We start from the raw sequence: 24753 nt of genomic DNA, 5'->3' as shown, positions 1-24753 counted from the left end.
TTATTCTAATAATTAAAATATAAAACGTAAGTTTTTATTTATACTACGGCCGGCAAACGCCTGTTTTTATGGCTGATATATTCAAAACAGGCTATGAGTAAAACTAATGTCAGGCTTATGGCTATTACAAAAAAATGAGGGTGCTTTGTGTAAAAACTCTTTTTGGTTATGCCTTTTACTTCGGCAGTACTTATGTTTTGGGTATACCAAGGTATTTGCCCATAGATTTTACCGAAAGGGTCGATAAAACAAGAGATACCCCCATTTGAACACCTAGCTATGGTACGCCTGTTTTCTATGGCTCTTAATCTTGTAAAGCTCAATAAGAATTTAGCTCCCGGTGTTTTGCCAAACCAAGCATCGTTATTCATGAGTGCTACAAAATCGGCTCCGTTGTTTACTAAAGAAGCTATTTTGTCAGGATACGTCTGCTCCCAGCAGATAGTCAGTGCTACCGTCTGGATTTCTCCATTATACTTACTGAATTGAAAATTATAAGGCTCACTACCCCTAATTAATTGCCTGTCTCTCATAGAGGGGCAGGTAGCACAGTAGGGCATAAACTCCATAAATGGCAAACCATATTCTTTCTGGTATACTTTTACGTCCGACTCTTTTAGGCGCAGTGAGTCCCAATAAATGGCTAGCTGTGGTGTAAAAACTAAAGCCAGATTCTTGAAGTTTTTTGATTTTTCTTCAAAATCTACATATCCGATAGCCACATTTGTATTCCAGTTAGCAATATGGTATCTGGCAAAGTCCAGAAACGAGGTATCTTTAAACAACGAAAAAGGGAAAGCCGCCTCAGGGAGTATCAATAAATCTGGCTTCTGATAGCGCACTGCCGAGTCTGACAGCGTAAGAATTTGCCTGAGCGTTTCGTTAACCGTTGCCGAATCGTCGTTGGCATAACTATCAATATTTGTCTGAATCAGCGAAACCTTGCTTTTGTTAATATTATTATTTGTGATGCTTCGGGGGTTAATATCAATGACCCAAAAAGAATAGCCAAAAGCTAATAAAATCCATATAGCTGCCCCAACGTAATACTTAACTTTTTTGTAATGCACTGCAAATGCAACTAAAGTATTGAGCATAACAACCCAGAAGCCTACACTCCACATACCGCCCAAATCAGCATATTGAATAAAATAGGGCATATTTGCCTGTGTATAAGCAATATAATGCACTTGCAGGTTATGTGGCAGGTAATGCGTAGCCCAGTCGACGGTAGTCCAGAGAAAAGGAAGTATTACCAGCGATTTATGCCATCCGAAGCGGTTTTGTACGAAAAAATGAACAATAAACACCCCGTATAAGGAAAACATCTGTGTAAAATAACAGATAAAAAATGTACTCAGATTATAATAGCTCGTCCACCAGAAACCAATCGGGCTGCTGATAATAAACACAGGAAATATCAGGGCGAAGTGCTGCCTGAAAGTACTGGCTTTTCTGAGTTCAATCAGTATAGGTACCAGCGCTATCCATGCCAGAATTCCAAAGGGATATTCAGGGTAACACGGGTACGCAAGACCCGACAAAACGCCTGATACAACAATAGCTCTTATTGCTTTAGCATACTTTTGATAAAAACCAGCGAGTTTGTTCATCAATAATTTCAGTTCAAACTCCAGCTAAATTTCACATTCGATTTCCCCTGTTGTATCTCTTTTACTTCAAAGCCTTCGCGTGTTTTTCTTGACACATAAATGCCTTTACAGTCACCCTCTAGCTGAATATTGAGTATCAGGTCTTCAAAATCATCTCTTGGGTTTTCAAATTTTACGAAGGCGGTTCCATCTTGTAATTGTGCCCTTCCTATTGTTTTCTTTAGTTTACTTGCTGTGGCCACCCTTGCGTTAGGGTCTGGAACCGAATTCAGCCTTTGCCACTCTTCGCCATCGTAATAATAAAAACCGGGGGTTTCGTCCATCTGATAAATCAGTAAGCCCATTGCGGGGTCTGAGGGGCGATTCTCCATATAAATTCTTGGTATCAGAATACCTAGGCTATCGTTATCTACATCTAGCACAGCCGAAGGATGTGCCGCTGTATTATAATTATTGATACTTACCCCTTTTGAATCATTGTTTATTCTGACTTCTGATGTTTCGCTCAATAAAGCAGTAGGCACAATAGCCTTGAAACTCAGGTTGCCCAGAATTGCATTTGAGCCACTTTGCGATACTATTTTTGCCTGAAAGAAATGCCCTTCTTTGGTCATGAAGGCTATGCTATTACGTGTTTCCTTTAATACATAGGCACTGGTAGTGTCGGGTCTTGTGTAGAACTGTGTTTGGTAGTACCCTCTCAAACAATTAAAAGTACCGTAGTTCGGAATCGTGATTGTGCCATAGGCATCAATGGTTAAGGTAGTAACGGTTTTATAGAGTAACTGTTTCTTCCGGTAATCGTATTCCTCTATTGTTGACGAAATAACGTTTCCTAAGCTCAATGGAACCTTCATGAATTCGTAGTCGGGTTCGTCGAAGGCATCATTACTAATATCAAAGTCGAACGAACGCCCCAAGTGGTCAACTTTATTAGAACTGAGTATATAATGCTCATAAACCTCAAATTCGGCGTTATTATCATCCAGATAAACCGACTTGGTTACGTGCGTAGCACCAGTAAACCTCAACGCCACAGGTACTTTTGAAGGGCTGATGAAATCATCTTGTGTGTAATAATCGAAATACTCCTGAAAATTTCCAGGCAAAGCCCATGTTTGTGGCGAAGCATTGTTGGCTGTACCTATATTCATGGGCATATTGTCTTCAGCACCACCAAAAACTACCCACGAATTACCATCAGCAGCTAATTGGTTCACATCTGCCTGAGTAATTTGTATGGCAGCGGCACTCACCACATTTTGCTGCACAGGCTGTTTTAAATTGAGCAGGTTCCAGTCCAGCGGTGTACGCTTACCTGAGCCGCTATTCTTTATAGAATTGATACTTACTCTACCATTCGGGGTAGAATTAATACATTCAACGTTACTGCACACCCTCATACTTGAAGCGATAGCTTCAACGCAAGAGACAGAAAAAATAATGATTAAAAACAAAATGGCCCGCATTTTCATGGGTATAATAGTTAGATAGATAGATTATTGAACCTTTTTATTATATTCAGATAAAAAGATTTTCCTACTAAAACACAAAATTACCTTACTGGCTACCCCAAAGAAATACCTCTTTGGAGGTATTTTAATTTTATATCCGTAGTGCTATTTTTGATGAAATTTTATTTCCTTGAAAGCGTTTTTTTCTGCCGTCTTATTTATATTAGTTACTGGGCTTGCTCTTGCCCGTACAAATCCTGTTTTTGAGTTAAAACAAGGCTTCAAAGAAAGCACGCTAGACGGCTACGCACTAGTATTTAATACCCAGAAGCCCATTACTGCCGATAGTATTCTTAAGAGCAAAGACTCGATTTTCAGGTTTACGACTTCAACTCCGACTTTTGTAGCTAATCAGGAGTATCACTGGCTAAAGCTGGAATTTCAATCATTTATCAACCAGCAATTAATTCTGGAATTACAACAGGTATTTGTCGATTCGGTTGAGTTCTGGGCTTATGAAGGAGATTCTCTCATTGCTAGTTATGCCAGTTCATGGCTATTAACTTTTCAGGAAAAAGCAATTGCCAGCCGTTATCATGCTTTTGGGTTTGGCGTAAAACAACAAAAGCACTATACGTTGCTTATACGCTGCCGTAACAACAAAATACATTTTTCTACAAGGGCTTTTTTAGTACTTTTTGCCGAAAAACAACATCAATACAATAATGATTCTGTGTTGTTTTATGATGCTTTTTTTAATGGCTCTACGTTACTTATCAGTCTTTTATCTTTGCTTTTTTTCTTTTATAGCGGCCGTAAAATTTACTTTTATTATTGGGCGTATGTTTTTCTGCTGGATTTTTACCTTTTTTCGTCGAGTGGGTATCTGAATGAGTTTTTTAACCCTAAAACTTCATTTTTTGCATCTATTAATTGTTATCTGGTACTACTGACTGGCACAATAATGTTTCATGAATTATATATATATGATTTCCTGAAGATTAAGTTTTTAAAGAAGAAGTTTTTACAGATTATTCATTACGTGTTCGTCGGGATTTGTCTTTTACAGATACTATTTGTAGCCTTTTTGCCTGTACACCCTGTTCCGTTCTGGCTTATTTATTTTTACTTCGCTTTCAATGTTCTGCTATTTCTCTGGATGGGCATCTCAAGAAAACAAATTGAGGCTTATCTTTATTTGGCAGCTTCAGGGCCTATGTTTATTGCATTTTTACTGGTAGCCTTAAGTTCATTAAGTATTATACCTATTTTTTCGTTTCTTTATTATTATTCAAATATGGCTCTGGTGCTGGAATCGTTTGGGTTAGGGTTTGCACTGATTTATGTTTTTAATAAAGAAAAAGAAAAGATTCAGGCCGAACTCGAAAAAAACCGCTTGGAAACTACCCATAAAATACTGCTTGCCCAAGAAGAAGAACGCCAGAAACTGGCATTAGATTTACACGACGACCTCGGGGGGAGCTTATCGGTTTTAAACAGAGAACTCGACGAACTTAATCAAGAAAATAATAACATACTAAACAAGCCTCTGCAATTGGTTAACAAGATTGTAATTGACTTACGTACTATTTCGCACCACCTGATGCCCTCATCGTTTGAAGAAAAAGGGCTAAGAAGGGTAGTTGAGGAAAGTATCGAAATGGCTAACAGGCAATCTAAAACCAGTTTTATTTTTTTATGTAACGGCCAAGAAAAAAAACTGGCTATGGAGGCCGAAGTCAATATTTACCGTATCGTAAAGGAACTACTCAATAATACTTTAAAACACGCAGAAGCCAAAAATGTAGTCTTACAGATGATTTATTTTCCTGAACTATTGTATATTTCGGTAGAAGATGATGGAAAAGGCTTTGATTTTTCAGCGACAGAAAGTTGGGGAATTGGCATTAAGAATATAAATTTACGTGCCAGTTATCTGAAAGCGAACCTCAACATAGAATCAAGTCCGGGCAGGACGTTGATTAGCCTTGAAATACCCTATAATGCCGACCCCAATAAAGATTCTGTTAGTGGATGACCACCATCTCTTTAGCGATGGTTTGCAAAGTTTATTGCAAAATGAACAGGAATTTGAGGTTGTAGGGCAAATTTATGATGGTAATCAGGTACTTAGTGCTATTCAGCAATGCGCTCCTGATTTAGTACTTCTAGACGTAAACCTGCCTCAGAAGAACGGAAAAGAGTTAGCAGCTATTATTCTGAAAGATTTCGCCGTTATAAAAGTTATTATCCTGACCATGTACGACGAAACACAGCTAGTGAAAGATTTCGACAAAATGGGTGTACATGGCTATATTCTTAAAAACTCTACTAAATCGGAACTTCTTAGCGGTATTAACAGGGTTTTATCGGGCAAGCGTTTTTTTGACCCCAAATTATCAAGGAATATCCCGCAACCAACTTTGGTAGATGATGAGTTTATCAGGAAGTTTTCGTTAACGCCACGAGAAATTGAAATGATACGCCTTATAAAAAATGGCTTGAGTTCACAGGAAATTGCCGATATAGTGCATTTAAGCCTCATGACTGTAAAGACACATCGCCGAAATATTCATTTTAAACTCAAAACCGAAACAACAGCCGACCTGATTCGGTTTGCACATGAGAACGGGCTATAAATTGCCAATAGGTAGTCTGGCTAAGCACTGGTGTGTCAGGCTCCCATTATTTCTTTCCGGTGCTCTTTCCCCCAGTCAGACAGATTTTTGATTACGTATTGTAGTTTTTGCCCGTAGTCTGTTAGTTCGTATTCAACAGTTACGGGTTGGGTATCCATTACGGTTCTTTTAATGAGCTTATTCATTTCCATCTCCTTTAGTTCTTTACTCAGCATTTTATTCGATATACCGCTTACGTCTCTCAGAATATCGGAGAATTTCCTTTTATTATGATAGCAAAGAACAGCTATGATGGCTATTTTCCATTTTCCGCTAAGCACATCCATGGCATCATGAACCGCCATGATATTTTTTTTACAATCATCTTTGCTTATTGTGTTGTTTCTCATTGGTTATCTGGTTACTCAAATGTTACTGTTACTTTTTGTTACTTAATTACAAATATAAACAAATGTTTCTAGATTTGCCACACAAAATAAAAATTCAAGATATGGCTTTAATAGATAATTTGAAATGGCGTTATGCCACAAAGAAAATGAACGGACAGGTGGTTCCGAAAGAAAAACTGGATTATATTCTGGAAGCAGCAAGATTTGCGCCTTCATCGTCGGGCTTACAACCTTATAGGGTTTTTGTTATAAGTAACAGACAAATTCTTGAGCAAGTCAGGGAATTTGCTTATAATCAGAGTCAGATTACCGATTGTTCACATTTATTGGTGTGGGCTGCGTGGGACAGCTACTCGCCCGAGAGAATAGGCAATGTATTATCAAAAACGGCGATAGAGAGAGGCTTACCCGCAAACACATCAGACGATTACCAGAAAATGCTTTGGGGCTTATATGAACCTCTAGGCCAAGAATGGCATAAAAACCATTCGGCCAGACAGGCCTATATTTCTTTCGGGTTTGCTATTGCGGCAGCGGCTGAACAAAATGTAGATGCTACACCCATGGAAGGCTTTGATACTACTAAAATGGACCAGCTTCTTGGATTAGACAAACTAGGATTAAAGAGTGTAGTTATATTACCTATCGGATATAGGGCAGAGGAAGGCGACTGGTTACAGAATCTTAAGAAGGTAAGGACTGAAAAAGAAGAATTTGTAACTGAAATAGCTTAACTTAAAGCTAGCGGAAAACCTTCTGATATAACTTGCTGAAACATGCTCGGCAAGTTGTATCAGAAGGTTTTTTATGATGGAATACTAAAACTAGGAATTGTTAGGTTGTGGCTCAAAATGTTATGAAAAATTGAATAAATGAAATATGGGAGAGAAATTTGAAGTTCACACTTAAGTTTTCTTTGGTTTTGTAAATTGTGGTAGTTCTATAGATCCGCTACAGTTTTGAATTATAAAATCATTGTATTTTTCTTAGCTGTATTGATCCGATTTTTCTATTCTGAAAAGAACTTTTGATATAAATTCTTAAAAAAGAAACAATATTTCCTCTTAAAAAGAACTAGTAATGAATTTGAAAATATAATTATTCTAAAAAATAGAAAGCGAATCTAACTGTAGCGAATCAATTGAAACTTCACAGATGTAAAGCAATGCAGATACTCTAAAATATAAGTATCTAAATCGGATTTCAATTCCATGAGGTACGATTAAAGCTGTACTTCCTGTTGCAGGCCCCGTAAAAACATAGTTATTTCAATTCCATTAGGTACGATTAAAGCACTAACAGCAGAAGGCTGGAACGCTGGGGTAACAACATTTCAATTCCATTAGGTACGATTAAAGCGTTCGAGTCCGGCCACTTCCACAATCCCCCACCTGAATTTCAATTCCATTAGGTACGATTAAAGCAAAAATTGATAGAATAAATAAGTATGCTTTTGAGAAATTTCAATTCCATTAGGTACGATTAAAGCGGAATTGCCATGTTTCAGAAGTTGAGGCATTTTTTAATTTCAATTCCATTAGGTACGATTAAAGCAAAACCTAATTAACCTAAATAACCTATCGGTTAAATATTTCAATTCCATTAGGTACGATTAAAGCACAATATTGCCAACATTAGTAGCCCCCGCTGGCTTATTTCAATTCCATTAGGTACGATTAAAGCTACAATTAGGGCTTTTGCTTATATAATATTCTGTATATTTCAATTCCATTAGGTACGATTAAAGCTGGCCAGCTTGTACGTACTACCGCAACAGATTTACTATTTCAATTCCATTAGGTACGATTAAAGCATTCTTTTGTTTCTTGAGTTTTGTCTGTGGTTTGTTGATTTCAATTCCATTAGGTACGATTAAAGCTGGACAGGTACTAGCGGTTTTACGGACGACGGTAGATTTCAATTCCATTAGGTACGATTAAAGCTGGACAGGTACTAGCGGTTTTACGGACGACGGTAGATTTCAATTCCATTAGGTACGATTAAAGCTGGACAGGTACTAGCGGTTTTACGGACGACGGTAGATTTCAATTCCATTAGGTACGATTAAAGCATAGGGGATTCAGTTGGAAAGTCTCGCCAGTTTGTTGATTTCAATTCCATTAGGTACGATTAAAGCAGACTTGTATCAGTATGATGTTGCTCAAATGCACGAATTTCAATTCCATTAGGTACGATTAAAGCCTTTGAGCCTGTTTTTAGCCTTTCAGAAATACAGATATTTCAATTCCATTAGGTACGATTAAAGCAAATTAATGAGCTGGATTTTAAATAAAAAAATAAAAATTTCAATTCCATTAGGTACGATTAAAGCGGGTGGCGGGTCAGATGGCCAAGTCCTTGTAAAAAGATTTCAATTCCATTAGGTACGATTAAAGCAACCGCTCAATGTTCTTTCATTTTTGCACTTTTCAATTTCAATTCCATTAGGTACGATTAAAGCTTGTTCCGGTAGTGACAACGGGTGAGGTAGTTTCTAATTTCAATTCCATTAGGTACGATTAAAGCAATTGTTGCATCGTCATTTTCCCCATCTGCTGTGCTATTTCAATTCCATTAGGTACGATTAAAGCACTGCTCTTGGATTAAGTGCTTTATATCGTTGTGTAATTTCAATTCCATTAGGTACGATTAAAGCTACGGCCTTCAAGGGCAAGTATGTAGCTCCTACGGCATTTCAATTCCATTAGGTACGATTAAAGCTCAATCTTGCAATAATCTCCAAGAAACTTCAACGCCATTTCAATTCCATTAGGTACGATTAAAGCAGTAGAAAGTGCGTATGCTGTAAGACAGTTCTACGTAATTTCAATTCCATTAGGTACGATTAAAGCTACTATATTTAACACTAGGGTTTGCGCGTGTGGATGATTTCAATTCCATTAGGTACGATTAAAGCTAACCAGCCAACAAATAAACCAAGAGGATATAAAGAATTTCAATTCCATTAGGTACGATTAAAGCTTATCACTTTCGGATCGCCTTGTCAAGATTTTAGCAATTTCAATTCCATTAGGTACGATTAAAGCTGGTACAATCACTTTGCATAGTGATAACGAAGAAACATTTCAATTCCATTAGGTACGATTAAAGCGGCCTGGTCAAGCCCCTTAATAAAGGATTCAACAGGATTTCAATTCCATTAGGTACGATTAAAGCCTGCTTTCGCCTTCCATCAACTGCCAGAGTCTTCTGGATTTCAATTCCATTAGGTACGATTAAAGCATCGACCTTAATGCTCACTTCACCAGTGCGACAATAATTTCAATTCCATTAGGTACGATTAAAGCCATCTTCTTTACCCTTTCGCTTTCCTGCGACTGAGTAATTTCAATTCCATTAGGTACGATTAAAGCCTTGTTCCGCCAGTGCCTCCACTGCCGCCTGTTCCGGATTTCAATTCCATTAGGTACGATTAAAGCAGCCATTCAACAGCTCTGCATCAGAGCTCGTCGATAATTTCAATTCCATTAGGTACGATTAAAGCGGATTGGTTCAGGCAGCAGTTTGTGTCGTTTGTGCAATTTCAATTCCATTAGGTACGATTAAAGCCGTCGATTAAGGCATCAAAAGGAAAGCTCAGCGATGAATTTCAATTCCATTAGGTACGATTAAAGCTGCGGAATATTGCCCAAACGATGAGGCCCTATGGGCATTTCAATTCCATTAGGTACGATTAAAGCTCCTGCTCTGTTTTCTCTTCAGTAGTTCCTGCTTTTGATTTCAATTCCATTAGGTACGATTAAAGCCCGTCCAAAAAACGGCCTTTCTGATGTAAATAAAGCGATTTCTTACACAAAAACAAATAAAAAAATCGTCGGACTCCGATAATAAGTTTTTACCGGGAGTCCGACAACCATTGATTATCAGTGACTTACTACGCTTGACTCTATTTTACAAGATGTCAAAGAACAAAATTTTATTCATTTTCTCACGACCGACAACATCCCCTCATAAAAAATTATCCGTCGTCATCCTTTCTACACCCACTATTTCTTTATCCAGCCACTTCTGATCTCTACTTTTAAAGATAATGATGCTGTCAGCCTCTTCATTCATTATTTTTCTGGCACCTGCCAGCAATTCTTTTAATTTTATCTCTGTAATTTCTCCCTCAAACACCGAATTCTGTATCCAGTTCAGATACTTTCGGCAATGCTTTAGCATCTTGCCCACACGTTTTTCGCCGATGTCATAAACCAGAATTACATACATTTACTTTAAAATTAGCCAGAGAATTAAAAATTTATACCCTACCACAACATCTTAAACGGCTTATACTCCTCCATGCCCAACAAGTGCTTTTGTAACTTATAACACTCCAGCTTAATCAGGTGCTTATAAGACACATTCCTGCTCAGCTTCCGGTGCTTAAAAGTCTCTTTCAGTTTTTCTTCAAAAGCCTGAACAAACGTCTTTCTGGCCGAATCTTTCATTACACACGCATTCAACTCCTTTCTGAAATCACTCGCTTTTATCTGACGTTTATTCAGTACCGTAAATATTATTCTGTCAACTATCATAGGCTTAAAAATCTCTGCCACATCAAGCGCCAGAGAATAACGCCGATACCCGGGTTCATGTAGAAAACTAATCGTCGGATTCAACTGAGTATGATAAATCTGGCTTAAACAAGCCGTATAACACAACATATTCCCAAACGAAATCAACGCATTTATCTCGTTATTAGGAGGTTGTTTGGTCCGGCTGCCCATCTCAAAATCATTGATTATCAGGTCGAATCCGGCGTAATACGCCTGACGGATATTTCCCTCTATGCCCATTAACTCATCAATTCGGGTAGTGCCGGCAATCAGCGACTGATAACCTACGATTCTGTCGATATACTCGCTCAACCCCCTACCCCGATTAGTATAATATGTAAGATTCTTCAACATATTAAAAGCAGCTCCCTCAACAAACTTCCTCGCAATCAACAGCCGCTTTTTATCAGAGCTATAATACCGCGTTTGCTCAATCTGCATTTTTCCCGCCAGCAGATAATCCTTCGACATAAACGAACCTGTATAATGCTCGTAATAATCAAAGAAATGCACCGATACATGGTTTTTGCCCAAAAAATTATACAACGCCGAGTTCGCATCCAGACTCCCAAAACAATAGATATTCTCTACCGTTTCAATCGGTATATAGCGCGTCTGCCCCTCCCGATTATTTTCGTCAACAGGCGTGAAACTCAGCGTATTATCTTTGCGCGACATCCGCCCCGGATTAAACAAATAATACGTTTTTTTCATAGCATTGTTCTATTCTTCGCCTACCCAGCAAAACTCAAAAAAACTGCACGACCGGCACTGGCTCACCGGAAGCCGCTCCGGACAACCCTCCTGTTGTACAATAGCATGGGCCCTCACAATCTGGCTTTCTAACTGTTGTTGGTTGTCAGTAGTCAGGTTAACTCTTTCTGTTATACGTAACTTCGGATACTCTATCAGACCATACTCTGCCCTGATACCATTCAGCCGCAACACATACAGATAAAACTGCACCTGCGCTATATGCGCCTGCTCTTTAGCCGCTGATTTCTTCACCTCATGCACAATACCCAGATGAGGGTCAAAGAAATCAATCTTGGCAGCCAGTTCGATCGGCGTGTCAGTAGCACACGGGAGCAACCCGGAGACCTCGATTTCTGTCCACCGTTCGGCCCGTTGCGGATAACTCTCCAACCCGATAAGCCGACCCTCAGCCACTACCTCAGAAGTATGCTCCATCCTGATGCCATGGGCATGCAGCCAGACCTTCCGACGGCAAAGCATCAGGTAGTTGATGAGGGTAGCGGTGATGGGCATGGTTAAAGAAAAGGTAAGTCTTTTAGAACTTACCTTGAATTAGTTATTTAACTTGATTTTCGTAGTCAAATTCAGAAAGGATTTTAACCAAATGCTCCTCTGCTTTTTCGAGGGCATCTGCACTCCCAATTGAACCAGCAATGTAACTTGAAGCAATTGGAGTGACAAAAATATCTGCTTTAGTTGTTTCATCAATTTTTGGTACAGCAGTTGGCCTTTCTCGGTCATCTCGCAACTCTCCTCGTATGGCATAAGCAATTTGATTTGCATTATCACTAATGGCTAACGCGACAGTTTCCATTAAGCTAAATGTACGAGCTTGATTTGATGTTATTCTCCAGTTAATTAAAGCGCTTGCTAATTTTGGAATAATTTCCTCTCTTTTCTCTTTTGGACATATCAAGCAATTGCCAAAAATATTTTTACCTTCTACCCAACCTTGTTCTCTTAATTTTGCTTCGATTTCAGGAAACAATTCAGGTTCCAGTTTATTAGTAGAAACACAAAATAACGTACGCAAATCAATAGCAATGTCATAGCTAAATAAACCGGATGCACGTGTTTGGTCTTGAATAAAAGCTCTATTTGGCAATGAACGGTGGTTGGAAGTCAACCAGTTATTCAGTTCTTCATCAGATAATTTTGATCCTCTTTTTTTATTTTCAAACCAGTAAACCTCAACCTTGTGATGTTCAGGATGAGAAGTCCTGTCAAATGTCAAATTCTCTGTTGGATATTCCACACCACCAAGCAAAGGATGTAAAGGCCTCATAGCTGAAATAGACAAAGGGCTACGTCTTTTTACTGTGAAACTACCGCTTTCAGCTTTCATAAAACCTCCCAATAGTTGGTCTGCGAAAGATGGGTCACAAGGTGAATGTGGTTCTTTTTGGCTTGCTTTATTATCTTTTTTATCAATTTCCCAATTGAAAGTCATAGCAGCAAATGGCAACTCTAATGCCTCAATTATAGAACGTTTTACTTGTTGCCCACTTGAGTATGCCATTCTTTTTCCAAATTGTGGATCGATATAATACTTTTGTCCTTCATTAACAGCAAAAACAGTATGCTCAGCATGGCGTAAGCCTCTTAGATAAATAAATGGTTTCATATCTTTTTTTAATTTTAAATTTTTGTTTTTTGATAATAGTACTCAAATCTGATAAGTGTATTAAACAGTGGAAAGTTATCAGATGGCATTTTCAATATCTGTACTACAACGTCTTTAAAAGTGTCTCCATTTTCTTTACTTATAATATCGACTAATCCATCAATAAAGTCTTTAATAGTTCTCGTCTCCATTATTTCTTTTGATGTACGATTTTGCGTTGTTTTTGTTTGTTCTCTGCCACTTTGATTTGATTCTAAATCAATCAGTGTCTTAGCCACATCTGAGGCTAGTTGTAATAATTCTGTTTTGTTCAACATTGCCGTAATCCAAATTTGATATAGTTGAAAAATTTGAAATGAATTTTTGTCTGAAAATTTAAATTCTTTACCCTGAGCAAAATCAACAGAACCTTTGGGCATAAATTCACGCAGACCTCTTGGCTCTAGTGCTTTTAACCCTATTGTTCCTATTTTGCAGGCACTTTTGAAATTGTAAAATGTCTCTAATTCACTTATCTGTTTCCGATTTAAAATAACCTCACTTTTATTAAGGAATATTTTATCATTTAACTCGTACAGGTATTCGACTTCAGGTAGATAAATATTGATAAAACCTAAAGTGGTGTTAGTTTGAGAAAGATTGTATGCATAAGCAGTGATTTCTCCATGAAATCGTTTTGTTAAAGAGAATATTACCATCGACCATGATTTAGTAGGGATAGCCATATTACCTTGTACTTCTGATATTTCTACAGAGAATCCATCAAGAGGTCTGTCTTTGTTGAAATCATCACTAAATAGGTGAGTTACCCATTGTCCATTCCATGTCTCAATTTGCTTATCTTTTACATTTGGAGTTTGATTCAGATATTGTCTATAATATTTCCACCCTTCAAAGAGAGAAAATAATATTTCTTCTTCTTGTAAAAGCATAACAAATCCGCCACTTACGCCAATTCCTAATGCTTGTCCAATCCATGAGGAATAAATTTCTTCTTCATTAGGTGAATGATATGAGTTTGTAACTTGCCCTGATGTAGTAGCAGTTACTGCTCCTGCAGCATAGCCAACGTAAGTTGAACCACTGATTTTATTATTTCTAATATCCTCTCTTAATCGATTCAATCTAAATATTGATTCTTTTTCATCATTAGCAAGTTGGTTCTTGCTAACTGCTTGAAAGAAAGTTGAGCCATGCACATGCATCAAATGTCTTTCACTGTCAAAAAACAAAGGAAAAAATACTTCATCAAAAAATTGCTTTGCAGAATAATCCTGAGTTTTCTTTTCTTTTTCTTTATATAGTCTCAGAAATTTTTTGCCGATATAACTTGTATACATATCTATAAAAAGGGATTATGTTCGACTAATTGTAAGCCTAATATTTTATACATTTCTTCTTCCTGTGGTACTACAAATGGGTAAGCACCAATTTCTAACTGTTCGTATTTCATTTTTTGTCTTGTAATAGTTTTGTAATTCACTGGTATTTCCATCATAATTCGTTCTTCCCAGTTAGCAGTTAGGTATTTATCTCTATCACACTCCAGAATACAAGTAGCACTTTCAATTTCCAATGCCTCAACAATCACAGCTTTTTTATAATTTGTCAATTCTTTAATAGTATAGCCATTATCTCTATAAATAAGGTGTGTTTCTATTGCCTTTAAATCTAATGAAGGGAATACTTCATCAATTTTTTTTTGTAGTGTGTGTTCTTCAAGTACATCAAAATTATCTGGAAGTTGCTCATAACTTGCTCTAACTATCTCCATCTTATAGGGCAAAACATTACCAATGGGTTTTATTACATGCACAGGTTTATATTTTCCAATAGTGTCTTTGCTTCGTTTCCTGTTTACCCGCCCAAATCTCTGTATAAGTCCATCTAACGGGGCAGCTTGCGTTATCATTCTATCGAAACTTATATCAAGACTTACTTCTACAACTTGGGTAGAGATTACCAGACAAGGCGTTAAACCATTTCCATATATTTCACTACCGTCTCCATTAAATTCAGTTTTCAGCCGGGTTTCTAAATCAACTCTATCACCTCTTCTAAATCGGCTATGAATTAGCATCATATCTATTGCAGGAAATTTTTTCTTAAAATCCATATAAGCGTCTTGTGCTTTATTAATGGTGTTATAAACCATCAAAACCTTTTCTTTATCGTCAAAAGCTTTGCTTAGAATATCAGGAATGATATCTTCATTTTCAATTTTTGATACTTGATGTCTATTAAATGTATCTAAGATTTCATCAGATAGTTTTACTTCATAAACATTATCTTCACCCCCTAAAATCTTCTTAAGTTCGTTATATAAAATACTTGGCATTGTAGCAGTACCAATATGAATTCTGCAATTAAATCTTAGTAAGGTCTTTACAATTTCTAACACCATGCTTCTTGAATAGTCAGAATATGTATGAATCTCATCCAGGATTACATCAGTCCCCTCTAAATCTAAAATCATAGTTTCAAAACCAGAAGTACCAAAGATAATAGCGGCTAATTGGTGCGGAGTAAGCACTTTAATTGCTGAACCTGCCAAAGGCTGTAAAATTTGTTCATCAATTTTTCCTCTAGCTATTATTTTAGAGGTAGCATGAAGTAAACGAATGTCTTTATTGGGTACTGTTTTGCATATACGTTCCCACATAGCATTAATACTTGCTTGAAATGGGAGAGTATAAAAAACTCGCCCATAGCATCTACGCAAAAGAAAATCAGTTTTACCCGCACCTGTTGAGGCAACAACTAAAGTATGTCTTCGAGAATCATTAGTTGAAATTTGAGAAAGTGGATAAATATCACTTTTTCGCTTTTCATCATGATAATAAGCTAAATCTGGTCTCTCAAAAAGTGGTTTTAATTTTTCTTCTGTCGAATGCATAAATGCGGAGGCAAAATGGTCGGCAGATTTTAACAAACCACGCGCAGGAGAAAAATTAAAACTTTTCTTTTTGCAATACTTGACAGCATAAAGAATAGCGTTTTCTGCATCTTTTCTTGAAATAGCAACTGTAGGCAATTGAAAATACTGTAAAATTTGAATCCCATAAGGATACCAGATTTCCCAATCTTTTAAATGATTATCAATCATTTCATCACCTTCTTTTTGCATTAAATCTAAAATTCCTCTTCCTGTTGGGTCATCTTGAATTGATTTATGATGAGCAACGACTAAATCAATCAAAGAATCCCATTCATAGGAAGGAAAACATGGTAAAAAAGCCAAAGATGATATTTCGTGGCGATGTGTAAAATCCCATTCTCTATTTTCAACAAGGGTAGTACCATTTATTTTATTGATTTTTCTTTGAAAATGTGGATGTGCCTTCCCCAAATCATGTAATATAGCTCCTTTTTTAGCAATTTCAACATCAAAATTGAAGGCATATTTTTGAGCAAATAACTCTATGGCTTTAGATACTTGTTGGGTATGCTCCAATAATGTTAAACTCCCATAATTGATACTTTTAGCCAATATTTTGTTGAGAGGTAGCATATTAACTTCTAATAGGGTTTCCAAATACTCTTAATTCTCCAAACATTTCCGTAGCATTATTATAACGATTGTGTCCTACTTTAAACCCATTTTCTACATCTGTAAAAACAAGTTCAAATCCTTCAATTTCATCAAATTCTATACTGCTAAATTCCAAAAGTTCGATAGGAAACAACAAATCTTCATTTCGACACAGACAAACGGTTTGTGATAGTGCAGTTAAGGCATCATCCCTATTATCAAAAGCCAAATACAAATTAGGATTAAGCATAACGCCTCTATTTAAAATCCCTAAATTGGTTTTCCAAATACCTTTTTCTTTATTTGCAGTAAATCCGCCTTTGGACCAAGTCCTTTCTTGTTGAATATCAAGTCCTTGATAGTTGAGTCGATAACGTTTTATTTTCTCAATTTTTCCATTATATTTTTCAGCAAGCAACTCCGGAAACAACTTCTTCTCTATTCCCTCCACAATAGATGGTGTTAAAAATTGCTGAGAGAAAGTTTCGCTATCTCTTACCGCAGTCCACGGCTTTATAAATCCGAATTGTCCACTATATTTTACTACATAATATTTTTCCATAAGCTTAATTTTTAGATTAATGAGCCAAAACCAATCCCTGTTGAATTGCCAACACCTACATTCCAAGCAAAAGCAAGTTGTTCTGGTGTACCTTTTATAATTATTGGACAAATTGAACCTTTATTTTTAACTCCCTTATACATGCAACCTTTAATGTGCGGATTGGGAAAAGATTCATCAAATCTTACTTCAATATCACTACTTGGAAGGCCAGCTTGTTTGAGTTTATTAGTAAGTGTCTGCGTTAGAAAAAGATTAGCTTCAATATCGTTATAGAAGTAAAACTTAGAGTTTTTACTTTCCAATTGAAGCCGTTTAATAAAAACAGGACTACCAACAGAAAAAGAATGTTCAGTATTAAATGTTGGTTCTTTCTCAAGGCTTAAAGAAATAATCTTCATACCCCATCCAAAATCGTTATCTGCTTGAATGCTTTTAATAATCTGTTTAATAAGATTATTATCAAAACAGCTAATAAAATACTGGCTACCATTAGTAAACATAAGCCCTTTTTCCCCTCTTTGCTCCCCATTTTTAAGCCATGAGAATGAATAAAGAGATTGTTTGTTATGAATTTCATTTTTGCCTAGCCAATAGTGCAGTTTACTAACTTGCCGTTCTTGGTAGTTAAAAGGTACTACCTCTTTATTTCTTGATAGGTGAATGTGTAATCTCATGATTATAAATAATTTTTATGTTCCAAACCTAAACCCCTAACTAGGGCAATATTTACCCCACCACTAAAAAAACTAAAATCTTATCTCCCTACTCTTCCTCCTTATATGTTCAATCAATGATTCCGGCTCAATAATCGCCTCAATGTGTGCATAGTACCCAAGAATAAAATTGGCCAGCCCCAAGAATTTATCATTCACTTTGCAGGCAAAATCATACAAGTCATCTTGTTCGGCACAAGGCTGTATATACGCCTGAGCCAACGGGAAGCGTTCTATCAATTCGTTCAGGGCTCCCGTCTTTAGTTTCAGATGCACAAACACCTGCTGGTCGCTCACAATCCTGAATGGGTCCGTGGCAGCCACATAATGCTTACCTTGATGCTTCCATGAAGCATCTAATACTTTTACCTTCTCAATTCTCGAAATCCTGAAATGCCGTATTTCCTGTTTGCCTAAATCAAAAGCATGAAGTATATCTTCTTTTATACTGATGTTGAAAGGCTCTACCAGTCGGTCACTTACCTTACTGCTCATCGTCGAGCGATAGTTGACTAATTGTACTACTCGTTTTTGTTTTTTGGCCTGTTCAAGCAAATTGGCTTTGGTAAGAAAAGTCTTTGAGAATAGGCTGCTCCCCAGTTTTGATACATCATAAATCGTTTCTAGTTTGGCTCTTATTTTCTCCAGACGTTTATCTGTTGCATTGGCCTGAATCAGGGCAGTTAACAAAAAATCCTTCTCTGACTCCGTAAAAAACAGTACATCTTCAAGGTATTCTGCCGACTGACCAGGAGCAATGGCATACCTATTTTGTTTATCGTGCTCAACCAGAAAATAAGCATTCTTTAGCTCCTCAAAATCATTTTTAATAGAATCGGTGCTTACCCCATATTTGGCAGCCAGCATCTTTATCTTATAGTAATAAGGTTGTTCCAGTAAATTTCTTAGAACACTCAGAAGCCTGTTTCTGGGGCTATTATCATGAAAAACGTTCATCAGCCTGTTGTTTATAGTATGTCACAAAACCCCATCCCTGCCGACGAGGTAAATTTGCCAAAACCGCCGTAAAAGCCTACTTCTACTATCTGTGGAGGGGCATTCAGCTCAAAAACAAAGTTTTCATAGCCCCTTATTCTGGTTTCATCGTCCCGGCCCTGCTTGATGGCAATCAGTTTCGACCGCATCTTATCCGTGTCAACCAGTTTAAAATTGATGAGCTTTTCGAGGCTGGTATTATCCATTTGTATGCCTTTACCATAAACAGACTCATATTTGTCGAGCAGATTAATGGCAAAATATCGGGCAAATTTGGGATCAGTAGGCGGTAGATAGTCATCATTGCCGTCGGCGCGTTTCTCAGCAATCACCATAGGTGAGGTAGCTCTATATCGCTTTGTAGTAGCATCCGCAAGAGGTATCGCCAATGACTCAACAGACTCTATCACGAAATCTGCCTGATATTTTTTATTATAAATACTGATGCGCTGATTTTTGAAAAACCCGACAATAAAATCCTCGGCAGCTTTATCAATAAAGAATGAAACTGTAATGTATATAGGTTGGTCAGAAAGCAGAATAAAATCCTCACCCTTTTCAATAGGTCTGGCTTTGTGCGGTATGTCGAATTTTGAAAAAGTGAAGTGCTTAAAAGTCTTGGCCGAATTCTGCAGCTGATACCCATGCTGGTGCAGAAAAGCAGAATAATCAGCATCAGATTCATGAATATGGGCATATACCCGACTTGAAAACGGATAATTATAATTAAGTGTAAGTTTCTGTCGGGAGGTTTGAGGTCGTAACGTCAATCTAAATCGCATCAGCAGGTTGTTTTGTTATTCAATATTAGGATTGATTGTTCAGACTATCAAGTTTTAAGAGGAAAATTTGTTTCTATTTGATTTCATCCATCAAGAAAGATAATTTGTTGGGATAGGTTAGAAATCTCAATTCTATCTACTTTGACTGTTGTATTTCTACAATAAAGGGTTCACAATAGTCAGTATTGATTTTAGGATATCTGACTTTAATATTTGAACGCTTAGCCAGTGGGCAAAGCTGATGGTTCTTACGGGTTAAGGCTAAATTAATGGGGGTTTTTCGGGGGTCGAAGGGAGGGGGAAAATAGGGGTATCTTAAATAAAGACAAAAGCAAAAGTGTAGAAAGATAAGTTTCTACATTTCATAGCATCTTCACGGTTAAGTTTCTACAATCTACATACAAAAACAGTACTCAATAAAAATGCCTGTAAGTAGGTGATTTTCAGAATCTTACAGGCATTTTTGGTTATATAAGTGCTTTTAAAATCTTGATATTATCTTTCTACTTTTATATATAATATATTGACTATAAGTGTTTTACATGTAGAAAGACAGAAAGTTAAAATGAGGAGACTTTTTTTGTGTTATTAACTAATACAGAATATTAACTAAAGAAAAAGCCCGATTACAGCAATGAACAATCGGGTTTTACTATGCTATACAGAATATTATTTTAAACTCTCTTACTAATACCAAATATTATATTTTGGATTTTTGCTTTTTTCTTTAGTTGCGAAAATTTATAACGAAAAATAATACTGGGAAGTAATCATGAAAGTTAAAATATCAATACTCAATCCATAATTAAAAAAAATCCCTAAAAATAACTTCAAAAATTTGTTTTTTAAGAAAAATCAATATACCTTCAAATAAAGATTTTTATACCGATTTCTACTTCCATTTCTAATTTTATAAACCAACAAAAATTATGAGCAATCGCCAAGAAAAAAGCAAAAACTATCATAAAGGGGAAGATGATAGAAGAAAAAAGAAATTTAATCCACCGTCAGGAGGAACAAATAGAACTGCGTCAACAGCAACTGGAGTAGTAATAGGCACAGCAATTGGAGGCCCTGTTGGGGGCGCTATTGTTGGTGCTCTTGGGTATTGGCTCGGGGATAACCCTAAAGAGGAAAGAAGAAAGAACGGAAATAAGAATGCCTATAAAGCAGGACACTATAGGGGTGGAAAAAAGTAATTTAACTATTACCTTCTAAACACAAATCAAATATAATTTATATTTGATTTGTGTTTAATTTATATAACATTATATCTAAGTGCTGCTCAAAAATTCTACCAACTCGCATCATAAGCTTTCTTCTCTAAAAACAACCCAAGTTTTCTCAGATAAATTTCGGTAGTCTCTAAGGATGCGTGCCTATTCATTTTTTGAATTAGCTTTATATCAACCCCTGCCAAATAAGCAAAGATGTTTCCTGTATGCTTCCATGAGTAAAGAACAGTAGCACGATGAACGTAGATGCCTAATCGCTTTAGCATATCCCTGTGTAGATTAGTTGCTGTGTTAAGTCCTAATTTCGTTTTGGATGGTTTGCAGTCTTCACCAAAAATGTAATAATCACTTGGATTCTGCATTATCTTATTTTCAATAATAATATCTAATAGTGGCTTTATTATAGGTACAGTTTCTGTCCTTTTATTTTTCGATATTTCCCCACTTACTTTAATAGTTCGCGTTCTTAAATCTATATCTTTAATTTTAAGGTTAATCAATTCGGTTGATCTTATAAATGCGTAAAATATGAACCTTGTCAAAGCATATAAAGCAGGATTGTTCGCTTGTAGATGGTCTTCAATAATGGCTTTTTCATAATCTGAGAAAGGATAGTTTAAATCTGATTCTGTAACCTTTAGTTTATCTTCATAGTCCTTGAAATAATTAAATTCGATTAGGCTACTTTTTGCTAAGTGAGTGAAAACGGCTTTTAGATGTGAAACTGTTGTTTTTTTGTATGAAGTAGATTTTTGAAGGCTTTTAGTAAAATCTGAAATCATAGAATGATTGATGTCAGATATTGAGAGAGATTTTTTAGCCAAATAAGCATTTAAAAGTTTACAGGCAGAAAAGTAGGTCTTTTTAGATTTGGGTCTTATTTCGTTTGAGATAACTAAATCGGATAAAACTTTATCGGAGATTTCTAAAAAGTTTTTGAGTTCTTTCTTCTTTTCCTTTTTGGGCGGTTCGTAGATAATGCCCTTTTGCAACTTCTTGTCAATTTTAGTAGATAATTCTTTGGCCAACTGATAGTGATAATCAGCATTTTGGGGGTTAGTCGGCAGCCAAATTCTTTTGGTTTCTAGTTTTTTTCGTATCTGATTGAATAATCCGTAGTCAATAAACCATCTTTTGTCACATCTCCCCCGCAATCATTAAGTTTGCAAAGTTTCACGGTGGTCAATTCTTCAATATCAAACTCCCTTAAATGAACAAACGCAAGTACCTCATTATAAGACACTTGCGTTTGTTTGTGGTAATGGACGGAATCGAACCGCCGACACAAGGATTTTCAGTCCTTTGCTCTACCAACTGAGCTACATTACCTTATTACCACCATTCCCCGTTGTTTGGGACTGCAAAATTAGACAAAAACTTTTTAACTACAAATTTCTTGCAAAAAAAATCTTAAAAATTTTCTTTACTCTTGCTTTATCCAAAATTTGACTATATTTGTAATGGTATGCTTGCATACTAATATAGCGCGTAAAACGACTTTTTGTAACAAAACCGAATACTATGCAAATCCTGTCACAAGTCTTGTTTGTTATTGCACTTGGCGTAGCGGCCTATTTTATTAGCCGTCGGGTAATCCTTATCAAAAAAACTATTCAACTTGGGCGTGCCGAAGACCGTACAGACCAACCCGCCGAACGCCTGAAAACTATGCTCCTGATTGCGTTCGGGCAAAAGAAAATGTTTAACCGACCCCTCGTAGGATTCATGCACTTCATTATTTATGCAGGTTTCCTGATTATTAATATCGAAGTACTGGAAATAGTACTCGATGGTATTCTTGGTACACACCGGCTTTTTTTTCCTTTTCTGGGTGGGTTTTATTATTTTCTCATCAATTTCTTTGAAATACTGGCCTTAGGCGTGCTGTCGGTTTGTGTAATCTTTTTGCTCAGACGCAACGTAGTGAAAGTACAACGCTTTCAGGAAAGCCGGCACCGAGAAATGAAAACATGGCCCCGTACAGACGCAAACCTGATTTTAACCATAGAAATCTTGCTGATGTGGGCATTCCTAAGCATGAATGCCGTAGACTCTTTGCTGCAAGCCAGAGGGGTCGGGCATTATGCCGAAGCCCTCACAGGTAGCTTTGCCATCAGTCAATGGCTTCAACCCTTATTCAGCGGCTGGAGTACCGACACCCTCATCGTTTACGAACGTGCCGCATGGTGGTTCCATATTCTGGGCATTATGGGTTTTGCCTTGTATGTTACTTATTCTAAACATCTGCATATTTTTCTGGCGTTTCCGAACACTTATTTTTCTAACCTCAAGCCTAAAGGCGAAATGCCCAATATGCCTGCTGTAACCAAAGAGGTGAAAATTATGCTTGGCCTTGACCAACCCGACGAAACCCCTGCCGAAGTAGGTCGTTTTGGCGCAAAAGATGTAAGAGATTTAAGTTGGAAAAACCTTATGGACGCTTATAGCTGCACCGAGTGCGGCCGATGCACCTCGGCTTGCCCTGCCAACATTACAGGCAAAAAATTATCGCCACGCAAAATCATGATGGACACGCGTGACAGACTGGAAGATATTCAGAAAGGCTGGCTCAAAAACGGAGAAGACTATGACGACGGCAAAACCCTGCTGGGCGACTACATTCTGGAAGAAGAAATTCTGGCTTGCACTACCTGCAACGCCTGCGTTCAGGAATGCCCTGTTAATATTTCACCGCTTGATATTATTCTGCAACTACGCCGGTACAAAGTCATGGAGGAATCGTCGGCACCGGCTTCATGGAACATGATGTTTTCAAATCTGGAAAATAATATGGCTCCCTGGAAATTTTCTCCCGGCGACAGATTCAACTGGGCAGACAATCTAAAATAATTGACCGTTAAATAAAAAAACTACTATTTTCAGCCGAGAGTAGTAGTTTTTTTATGGTATTGAATTATTTTAATGCCTAAACATTTTGCACTTAGGAAATATTTTTTTTAACTTTACATAGGCTTTAAAAAATATGATGTGGCATATAATTTGCCTATCATTAATTAAGAAGCCTTAATTTTTAGCCTAATTGTGCATTTTGCCTCTAACCTCTCATGAAAAAATTTAATTCATCCATGTTTTTACAATGGATAGTATTTATGCCATTGTTATTACCATTGGCCGTTGTAAGCGGGGCATTTGATGGTATCAAGCGTGTTTTTGAGCAGGCTACCTCTGATATTATAGAAAAAGAAATAATATCATAAATTAGTAGGACGCTTTCCTTTAATCAAAGAAAATTATCTATCTGGCTTAAAGACTCTCTCTTTAAAGCTCTGTGTGATATATTGCTTTTTTTATCAAGTAAATTTCTGAACAACATTTTTCAGTTGTGGTAGTGACAACACACCCGACTGACGCCATTTTAGTTCGCTGTTCTGAAATAACATAAGCGTAGGCACGCCCGATACCTTATATTTTGAGGCTAGTTTGGGGTTTCTGTCAACATCAATCTTGACAATTTTCAGCTTATCGCCGGTTTCTTCTGCCAATTGTTGAAGCGTAGGAGATAATACTTTGCAAGGCCCGCACCATTCAGCAAAAAAATCTATCAGAATGGGGGTCTCTGAGGCTATGAGTTCTTCAAAAGTACCTGTCATAGTTGTATGTTTTTTTCTAAGCAACAAATTACCGGCCACTAAGGTTTCGGCAAAATAATTATTTATTACAAACCCTCTACAAATATAGCTCCGAACCTGTTTTAGCCAGATTTTCGGTAGCCACAAGCCTTTTGCATCATAAATATTAATTCTGTATTTATGTTTTACCCAAGCAGCCATTCTTGCTTAGGTAACGTCTATTTTACCAAAAGCCTGATTCTTCCTGTATATTTGTGCATATTTTCTGGCGAAGTTTTACTCCATGGCTTTCTGAATTTTGCA

General features: G+C 37.0%; 21 protein-coding genes, 1 tRNA gene and 1 CRISPR repeat array. Of the genes, 6 read left to right on the top strand and 16 right to left on the bottom strand.

Translation table 11 applies throughout. The annotated features are described in order from the left end of the window. Positions 1-38 precede the first annotated feature (38 nt). Together lnt and WAA15_RS10080 are read right to left on the bottom strand one after the other, a co-directional pair. Positions 39-1613 carry an apolipoprotein N-acyltransferase gene (gene lnt, locus WAA15_RS10085; RefSeq protein WP_337042613.1) on the bottom strand — a complete coding sequence of 525 codons (1575 nt, stop codon included), beginning with the start codon at positions 1611-1613 and terminating at the stop codon, positions 39-41. Positions 1614-1621: 8 nt separating this feature from the next. Continuing rightward, positions 1622-3088: a hypothetical protein gene (locus WAA15_RS10080; protein ID WP_337042612.1), complete on the bottom strand. Its 1467-nt coding sequence runs from the start codon at positions 3086-3088 to the stop codon at positions 1622-1624. A 169-nt stretch (positions 3089-3257) separates the two neighbouring features. Between WAA15_RS10080 and WAA15_RS10075 the strand changes: the two genes are divergently transcribed. Both WAA15_RS10075 and WAA15_RS10070 read left to right on the top strand, forming a co-directional pair. Further along, positions 3258-5105, top strand: a complete 1848-nt coding sequence (locus WAA15_RS10075; RefSeq protein WP_337042611.1) for a sensor histidine kinase — start codon at positions 3258-3260, stop codon at positions 5103-5105. Then, positions 5071-5706, top strand: a complete 636-nt coding sequence (locus WAA15_RS10070; RefSeq protein WP_337042610.1) for a response regulator transcription factor — start codon at positions 5071-5073, stop codon at positions 5704-5706. The genes WAA15_RS10075 and WAA15_RS10070 overlap by 35 nt, the downstream gene beginning before the upstream one ends. 35 nt (positions 5707-5741) lie before the next feature. Here the strand turns inward: WAA15_RS10070 and WAA15_RS10065 are convergent, their stop codons facing one another. Continuing rightward, positions 5742-6095, bottom strand: a complete 354-nt coding sequence (locus tag WAA15_RS10065; RefSeq protein ID WP_337042609.1) for a winged helix-turn-helix transcriptional regulator — start codon at positions 6093-6095, stop codon at positions 5742-5744. Positions 6096-6196: 101 nt separating this feature from the next. Here WAA15_RS10065 and WAA15_RS10060 point away from each other — a divergent pair, with 101 nt between their 5' ends. Continuing rightward, positions 6197-6829 carry a nitroreductase family protein gene (locus WAA15_RS10060; RefSeq protein ID WP_337042608.1) on the top strand — a complete coding sequence of 211 codons (633 nt, stop codon included), beginning with the start codon at positions 6197-6199 and terminating at the stop codon, positions 6827-6829. Positions 6830-7295: 466 nt separating this feature from the next. Next, positions 7296-9862: a CRISPR direct-repeat array (repeat unit 29 nt; unit sequence ATTTCAATTCCATTAGGTACGATTAAAGC). A gap of 202 nt (positions 9863-10064) precedes the next feature. Here WAA15_RS10060 and cas2 read toward each other — a convergent pair. From cas2 to cas6 (WAA15_RS10010), 10 genes are all read right to left on the bottom strand, one after another. Further along, a complete protein-coding gene (gene cas2, locus WAA15_RS10055) occupies positions 10065-10328 on the bottom strand; it encodes a CRISPR-associated endonuclease Cas2 (RefSeq protein WP_337042607.1) in 264 nt (87 codons plus the stop codon). A gap of 38 nt (positions 10329-10366) precedes the next feature. Continuing rightward, positions 10367-11371: a type I-B CRISPR-associated endonuclease Cas1b gene (gene cas1b, locus WAA15_RS10050; protein ID WP_337042606.1), complete on the bottom strand. Its 1005-nt coding sequence runs from the start codon at positions 11369-11371 to the stop codon at positions 10367-10369. Between the two features lie 9 nt (positions 11372-11380). Next, positions 11381-11926, bottom strand: coding sequence for a CRISPR-associated protein Cas4 (cas4, locus tag WAA15_RS10045; protein ID WP_337042605.1), 546 nt, complete (start codon positions 11924-11926; stop codon positions 11381-11383). 43 nt (positions 11927-11969) lie between these two features. After that, the gene (locus WAA15_RS10040; RefSeq protein WP_337042604.1) at positions 11970-13037 is read right to left on the bottom strand and encodes a CRISPR-associated protein Cas7; all 1068 of its coding nucleotides are present in this window, start codon (positions 13035-13037) and stop codon (positions 11970-11972) included. A 14-nt stretch (positions 13038-13051) separates the two neighbouring features. Then, positions 13052-14377, bottom strand: coding sequence for a hypothetical protein (locus WAA15_RS10035; protein ID WP_337042603.1), 1326 nt, complete (start codon positions 14375-14377; stop codon positions 13052-13054). A gap of 2 nt (positions 14378-14379) precedes the next feature. Beyond that, positions 14380-16572, bottom strand: coding sequence for a CRISPR-associated helicase Cas3' (cas3, locus tag WAA15_RS10030; RefSeq protein WP_337042602.1), 2193 nt, complete (start codon positions 16570-16572; stop codon positions 14380-14382). Further along, a complete protein-coding gene (locus WAA15_RS10025) occupies positions 16550-17131 on the bottom strand; it encodes a hypothetical protein (protein ID WP_337042601.1) in 582 nt (193 codons plus the stop codon). The genes cas3 and WAA15_RS10025 overlap by 23 nt, the downstream gene beginning before the upstream one ends. A gap of 11 nt (positions 17132-17142) precedes the next feature. Next, on the bottom strand, positions 17143-17808 hold the full coding sequence (gene cas6, locus WAA15_RS10020) for a CRISPR-associated endoribonuclease Cas6 (RefSeq protein ID WP_337042600.1): 666 nt from the start codon (positions 17806-17808) through the stop codon (positions 17143-17145). A 72-nt stretch (positions 17809-17880) separates the two neighbouring features. After that, a complete protein-coding gene (locus tag WAA15_RS10015; RefSeq protein ID WP_337042599.1) occupies positions 17881-18804 on the bottom strand; it encodes a helix-turn-helix transcriptional regulator in 924 nt (307 codons plus the stop codon). An 11-nt stretch (positions 18805-18815) separates the two neighbouring features. Next, positions 18816-19625: a CRISPR-associated endoribonuclease Cas6 gene (cas6, locus tag WAA15_RS10010; RefSeq protein WP_337042598.1), complete on the bottom strand. Its 810-nt coding sequence runs from the start codon at positions 19623-19625 to the stop codon at positions 18816-18818. 929 nt (positions 19626-20554) lie between these two features. Between cas6 (WAA15_RS10010) and WAA15_RS10005 the strand changes: the two genes are divergently transcribed. After that, a complete protein-coding gene (locus WAA15_RS10005; protein WP_337042597.1) occupies positions 20555-20824 on the top strand; it encodes a hypothetical protein in 270 nt (89 codons plus the stop codon). A gap of 95 nt (positions 20825-20919) precedes the next feature. On the opposite strand, the gene WAA15_RS10000 is transcribed toward WAA15_RS10005, so the two are convergent. Both WAA15_RS10000 and WAA15_RS09995 read right to left on the bottom strand, forming a co-directional pair. Continuing rightward, positions 20920-21888 carry a tyrosine-type recombinase/integrase gene (locus WAA15_RS10000; protein ID WP_337042596.1) on the bottom strand — a complete coding sequence of 323 codons (969 nt, stop codon included), beginning with the start codon at positions 21886-21888 and terminating at the stop codon, positions 20920-20922. Between the two features lie 228 nt (positions 21889-22116). Then, a tRNA-Phe gene (locus WAA15_RS09995) sits at positions 22117-22189 on the bottom strand. Between the two features lie 192 nt (positions 22190-22381). Here WAA15_RS09995 and WAA15_RS09990 point away from each other — a divergent pair. Continuing rightward, the gene (locus tag WAA15_RS09990; protein WP_337042595.1) at positions 22382-23710 is read left to right on the top strand and encodes a 4Fe-4S dicluster domain-containing protein; all 1329 of its coding nucleotides are present in this window, start codon (positions 22382-22384) and stop codon (positions 23708-23710) included. Between the two features lie 215 nt (positions 23711-23925). Beyond that, positions 23926-24078 (top strand): hypothetical protein, encoded by a 153-nt coding sequence (locus tag WAA15_RS09985; RefSeq protein WP_337042594.1) that lies wholly within the window; start codon positions 23926-23928, stop codon positions 24076-24078. 93 nt (positions 24079-24171) lie between these two features. On the opposite strand, the gene trxA is transcribed toward WAA15_RS09985, so the two are convergent. Continuing rightward, a complete protein-coding gene (gene trxA / locus WAA15_RS09980) occupies positions 24172-24651 on the bottom strand; it encodes a thioredoxin (protein WP_337042593.1) in 480 nt (159 codons plus the stop codon). Positions 24652-24753 lie beyond the last annotated feature (102 nt).

Source organism: Emticicia sp. 17c (assembly GCF_037153985.1).
Lineage (GTDB): Bacteria > Bacteroidota > Bacteroidia > Cytophagales > Spirosomataceae > Emticicia.
The sequence above is the reverse complement of the archived record's forward strand: the minus strand, read 5'-3'. Positions and strand labels throughout refer to the sequence as shown.

Bases quoted from the DNA above. Each gene is read 5' to 3' on its own strand.
- lnt (WP_337042613.1), bottom strand. From the start codon at position 1,613: ATGAACAAACTCGCTGGTTTTTATCAAAAGTATGCTAAAGCAATAAGA.
- WAA15_RS10080 (WP_337042612.1), bottom strand. From the start codon at position 3,088: ATGAAAATGCGGGCCATTTTGTTTTTAATCATTATTTTTTCTGTCTCT.
- WAA15_RS10070 (WP_337042610.1), top strand. From the start codon at position 5,071: ATGCCGACCCCAATAAAGATTCTGTTAGTGGATGACCACCATCTCTTT.
- WAA15_RS10065 (WP_337042609.1), bottom strand. From the start codon at position 6,095: ATGAGAAACAACACAATAAGCAAAGATGATTGTAAAAAAAATATCATG.
- WAA15_RS10060 (WP_337042608.1), top strand. From the start codon at position 6,197: ATGGCTTTAATAGATAATTTGAAATGGCGTTATGCCACAAAGAAAATG.
- cas2 (WP_337042607.1), bottom strand. From the start codon at position 10,328: ATGTATGTAATTCTGGTTTATGACATCGGCGAAAAACGTGTGGGCAAG.
- cas1b (WP_337042606.1), bottom strand. From the start codon at position 11,371: ATGAAAAAAACGTATTATTTGTTTAATCCGGGGCGGATGTCGCGCAAA.
- cas4 (WP_337042605.1), bottom strand. From the start codon at position 11,926: ATGCCCATCACCGCTACCCTCATCAACTACCTGATGCTTTGCCGTCGG.
- WAA15_RS10040 (WP_337042604.1), bottom strand. From the start codon at position 13,037: ATGAAACCATTTATTTATCTAAGAGGCTTACGCCATGCTGAGCATACT.
- WAA15_RS10035 (WP_337042603.1), bottom strand. From the start codon at position 14,377: ATGTATACAAGTTATATCGGCAAAAAATTTCTGAGACTATATAAAGAA.
- WAA15_RS10025 (WP_337042601.1), bottom strand. From the start codon at position 17,131: ATGGAAAAATATTATGTAGTAAAATATAGTGGACAATTCGGATTTATA.
- cas6 (WP_337042600.1), bottom strand. From the start codon at position 17,808: ATGAGATTACACATTCACCTATCAAGAAATAAAGAGGTAGTACCTTTT.
- WAA15_RS10015 (WP_337042599.1), bottom strand. From the start codon at position 18,804: ATGAACGTTTTTCATGATAATAGCCCCAGAAACAGGCTTCTGAGTGTT.
- cas6 (WP_337042598.1), bottom strand. From the start codon at position 19,625: ATGCGATTTAGATTGACGTTACGACCTCAAACCTCCCGACAGAAACTT.
- WAA15_RS10005 (WP_337042597.1), top strand. From the start codon at position 20,555: ATGAGCAATCGCCAAGAAAAAAGCAAAAACTATCATAAAGGGGAAGAT.
- WAA15_RS09990 (WP_337042595.1), top strand. From the start codon at position 22,382: ATGCAAATCCTGTCACAAGTCTTGTTTGTTATTGCACTTGGCGTAGCG.
- WAA15_RS09985 (WP_337042594.1), top strand. From the start codon at position 23,926: ATGAAAAAATTTAATTCATCCATGTTTTTACAATGGATAGTATTTATG.
- trxA (WP_337042593.1), bottom strand. From the start codon at position 24,651: ATGGCTGCTTGGGTAAAACATAAATACAGAATTAATATTTATGATGCA.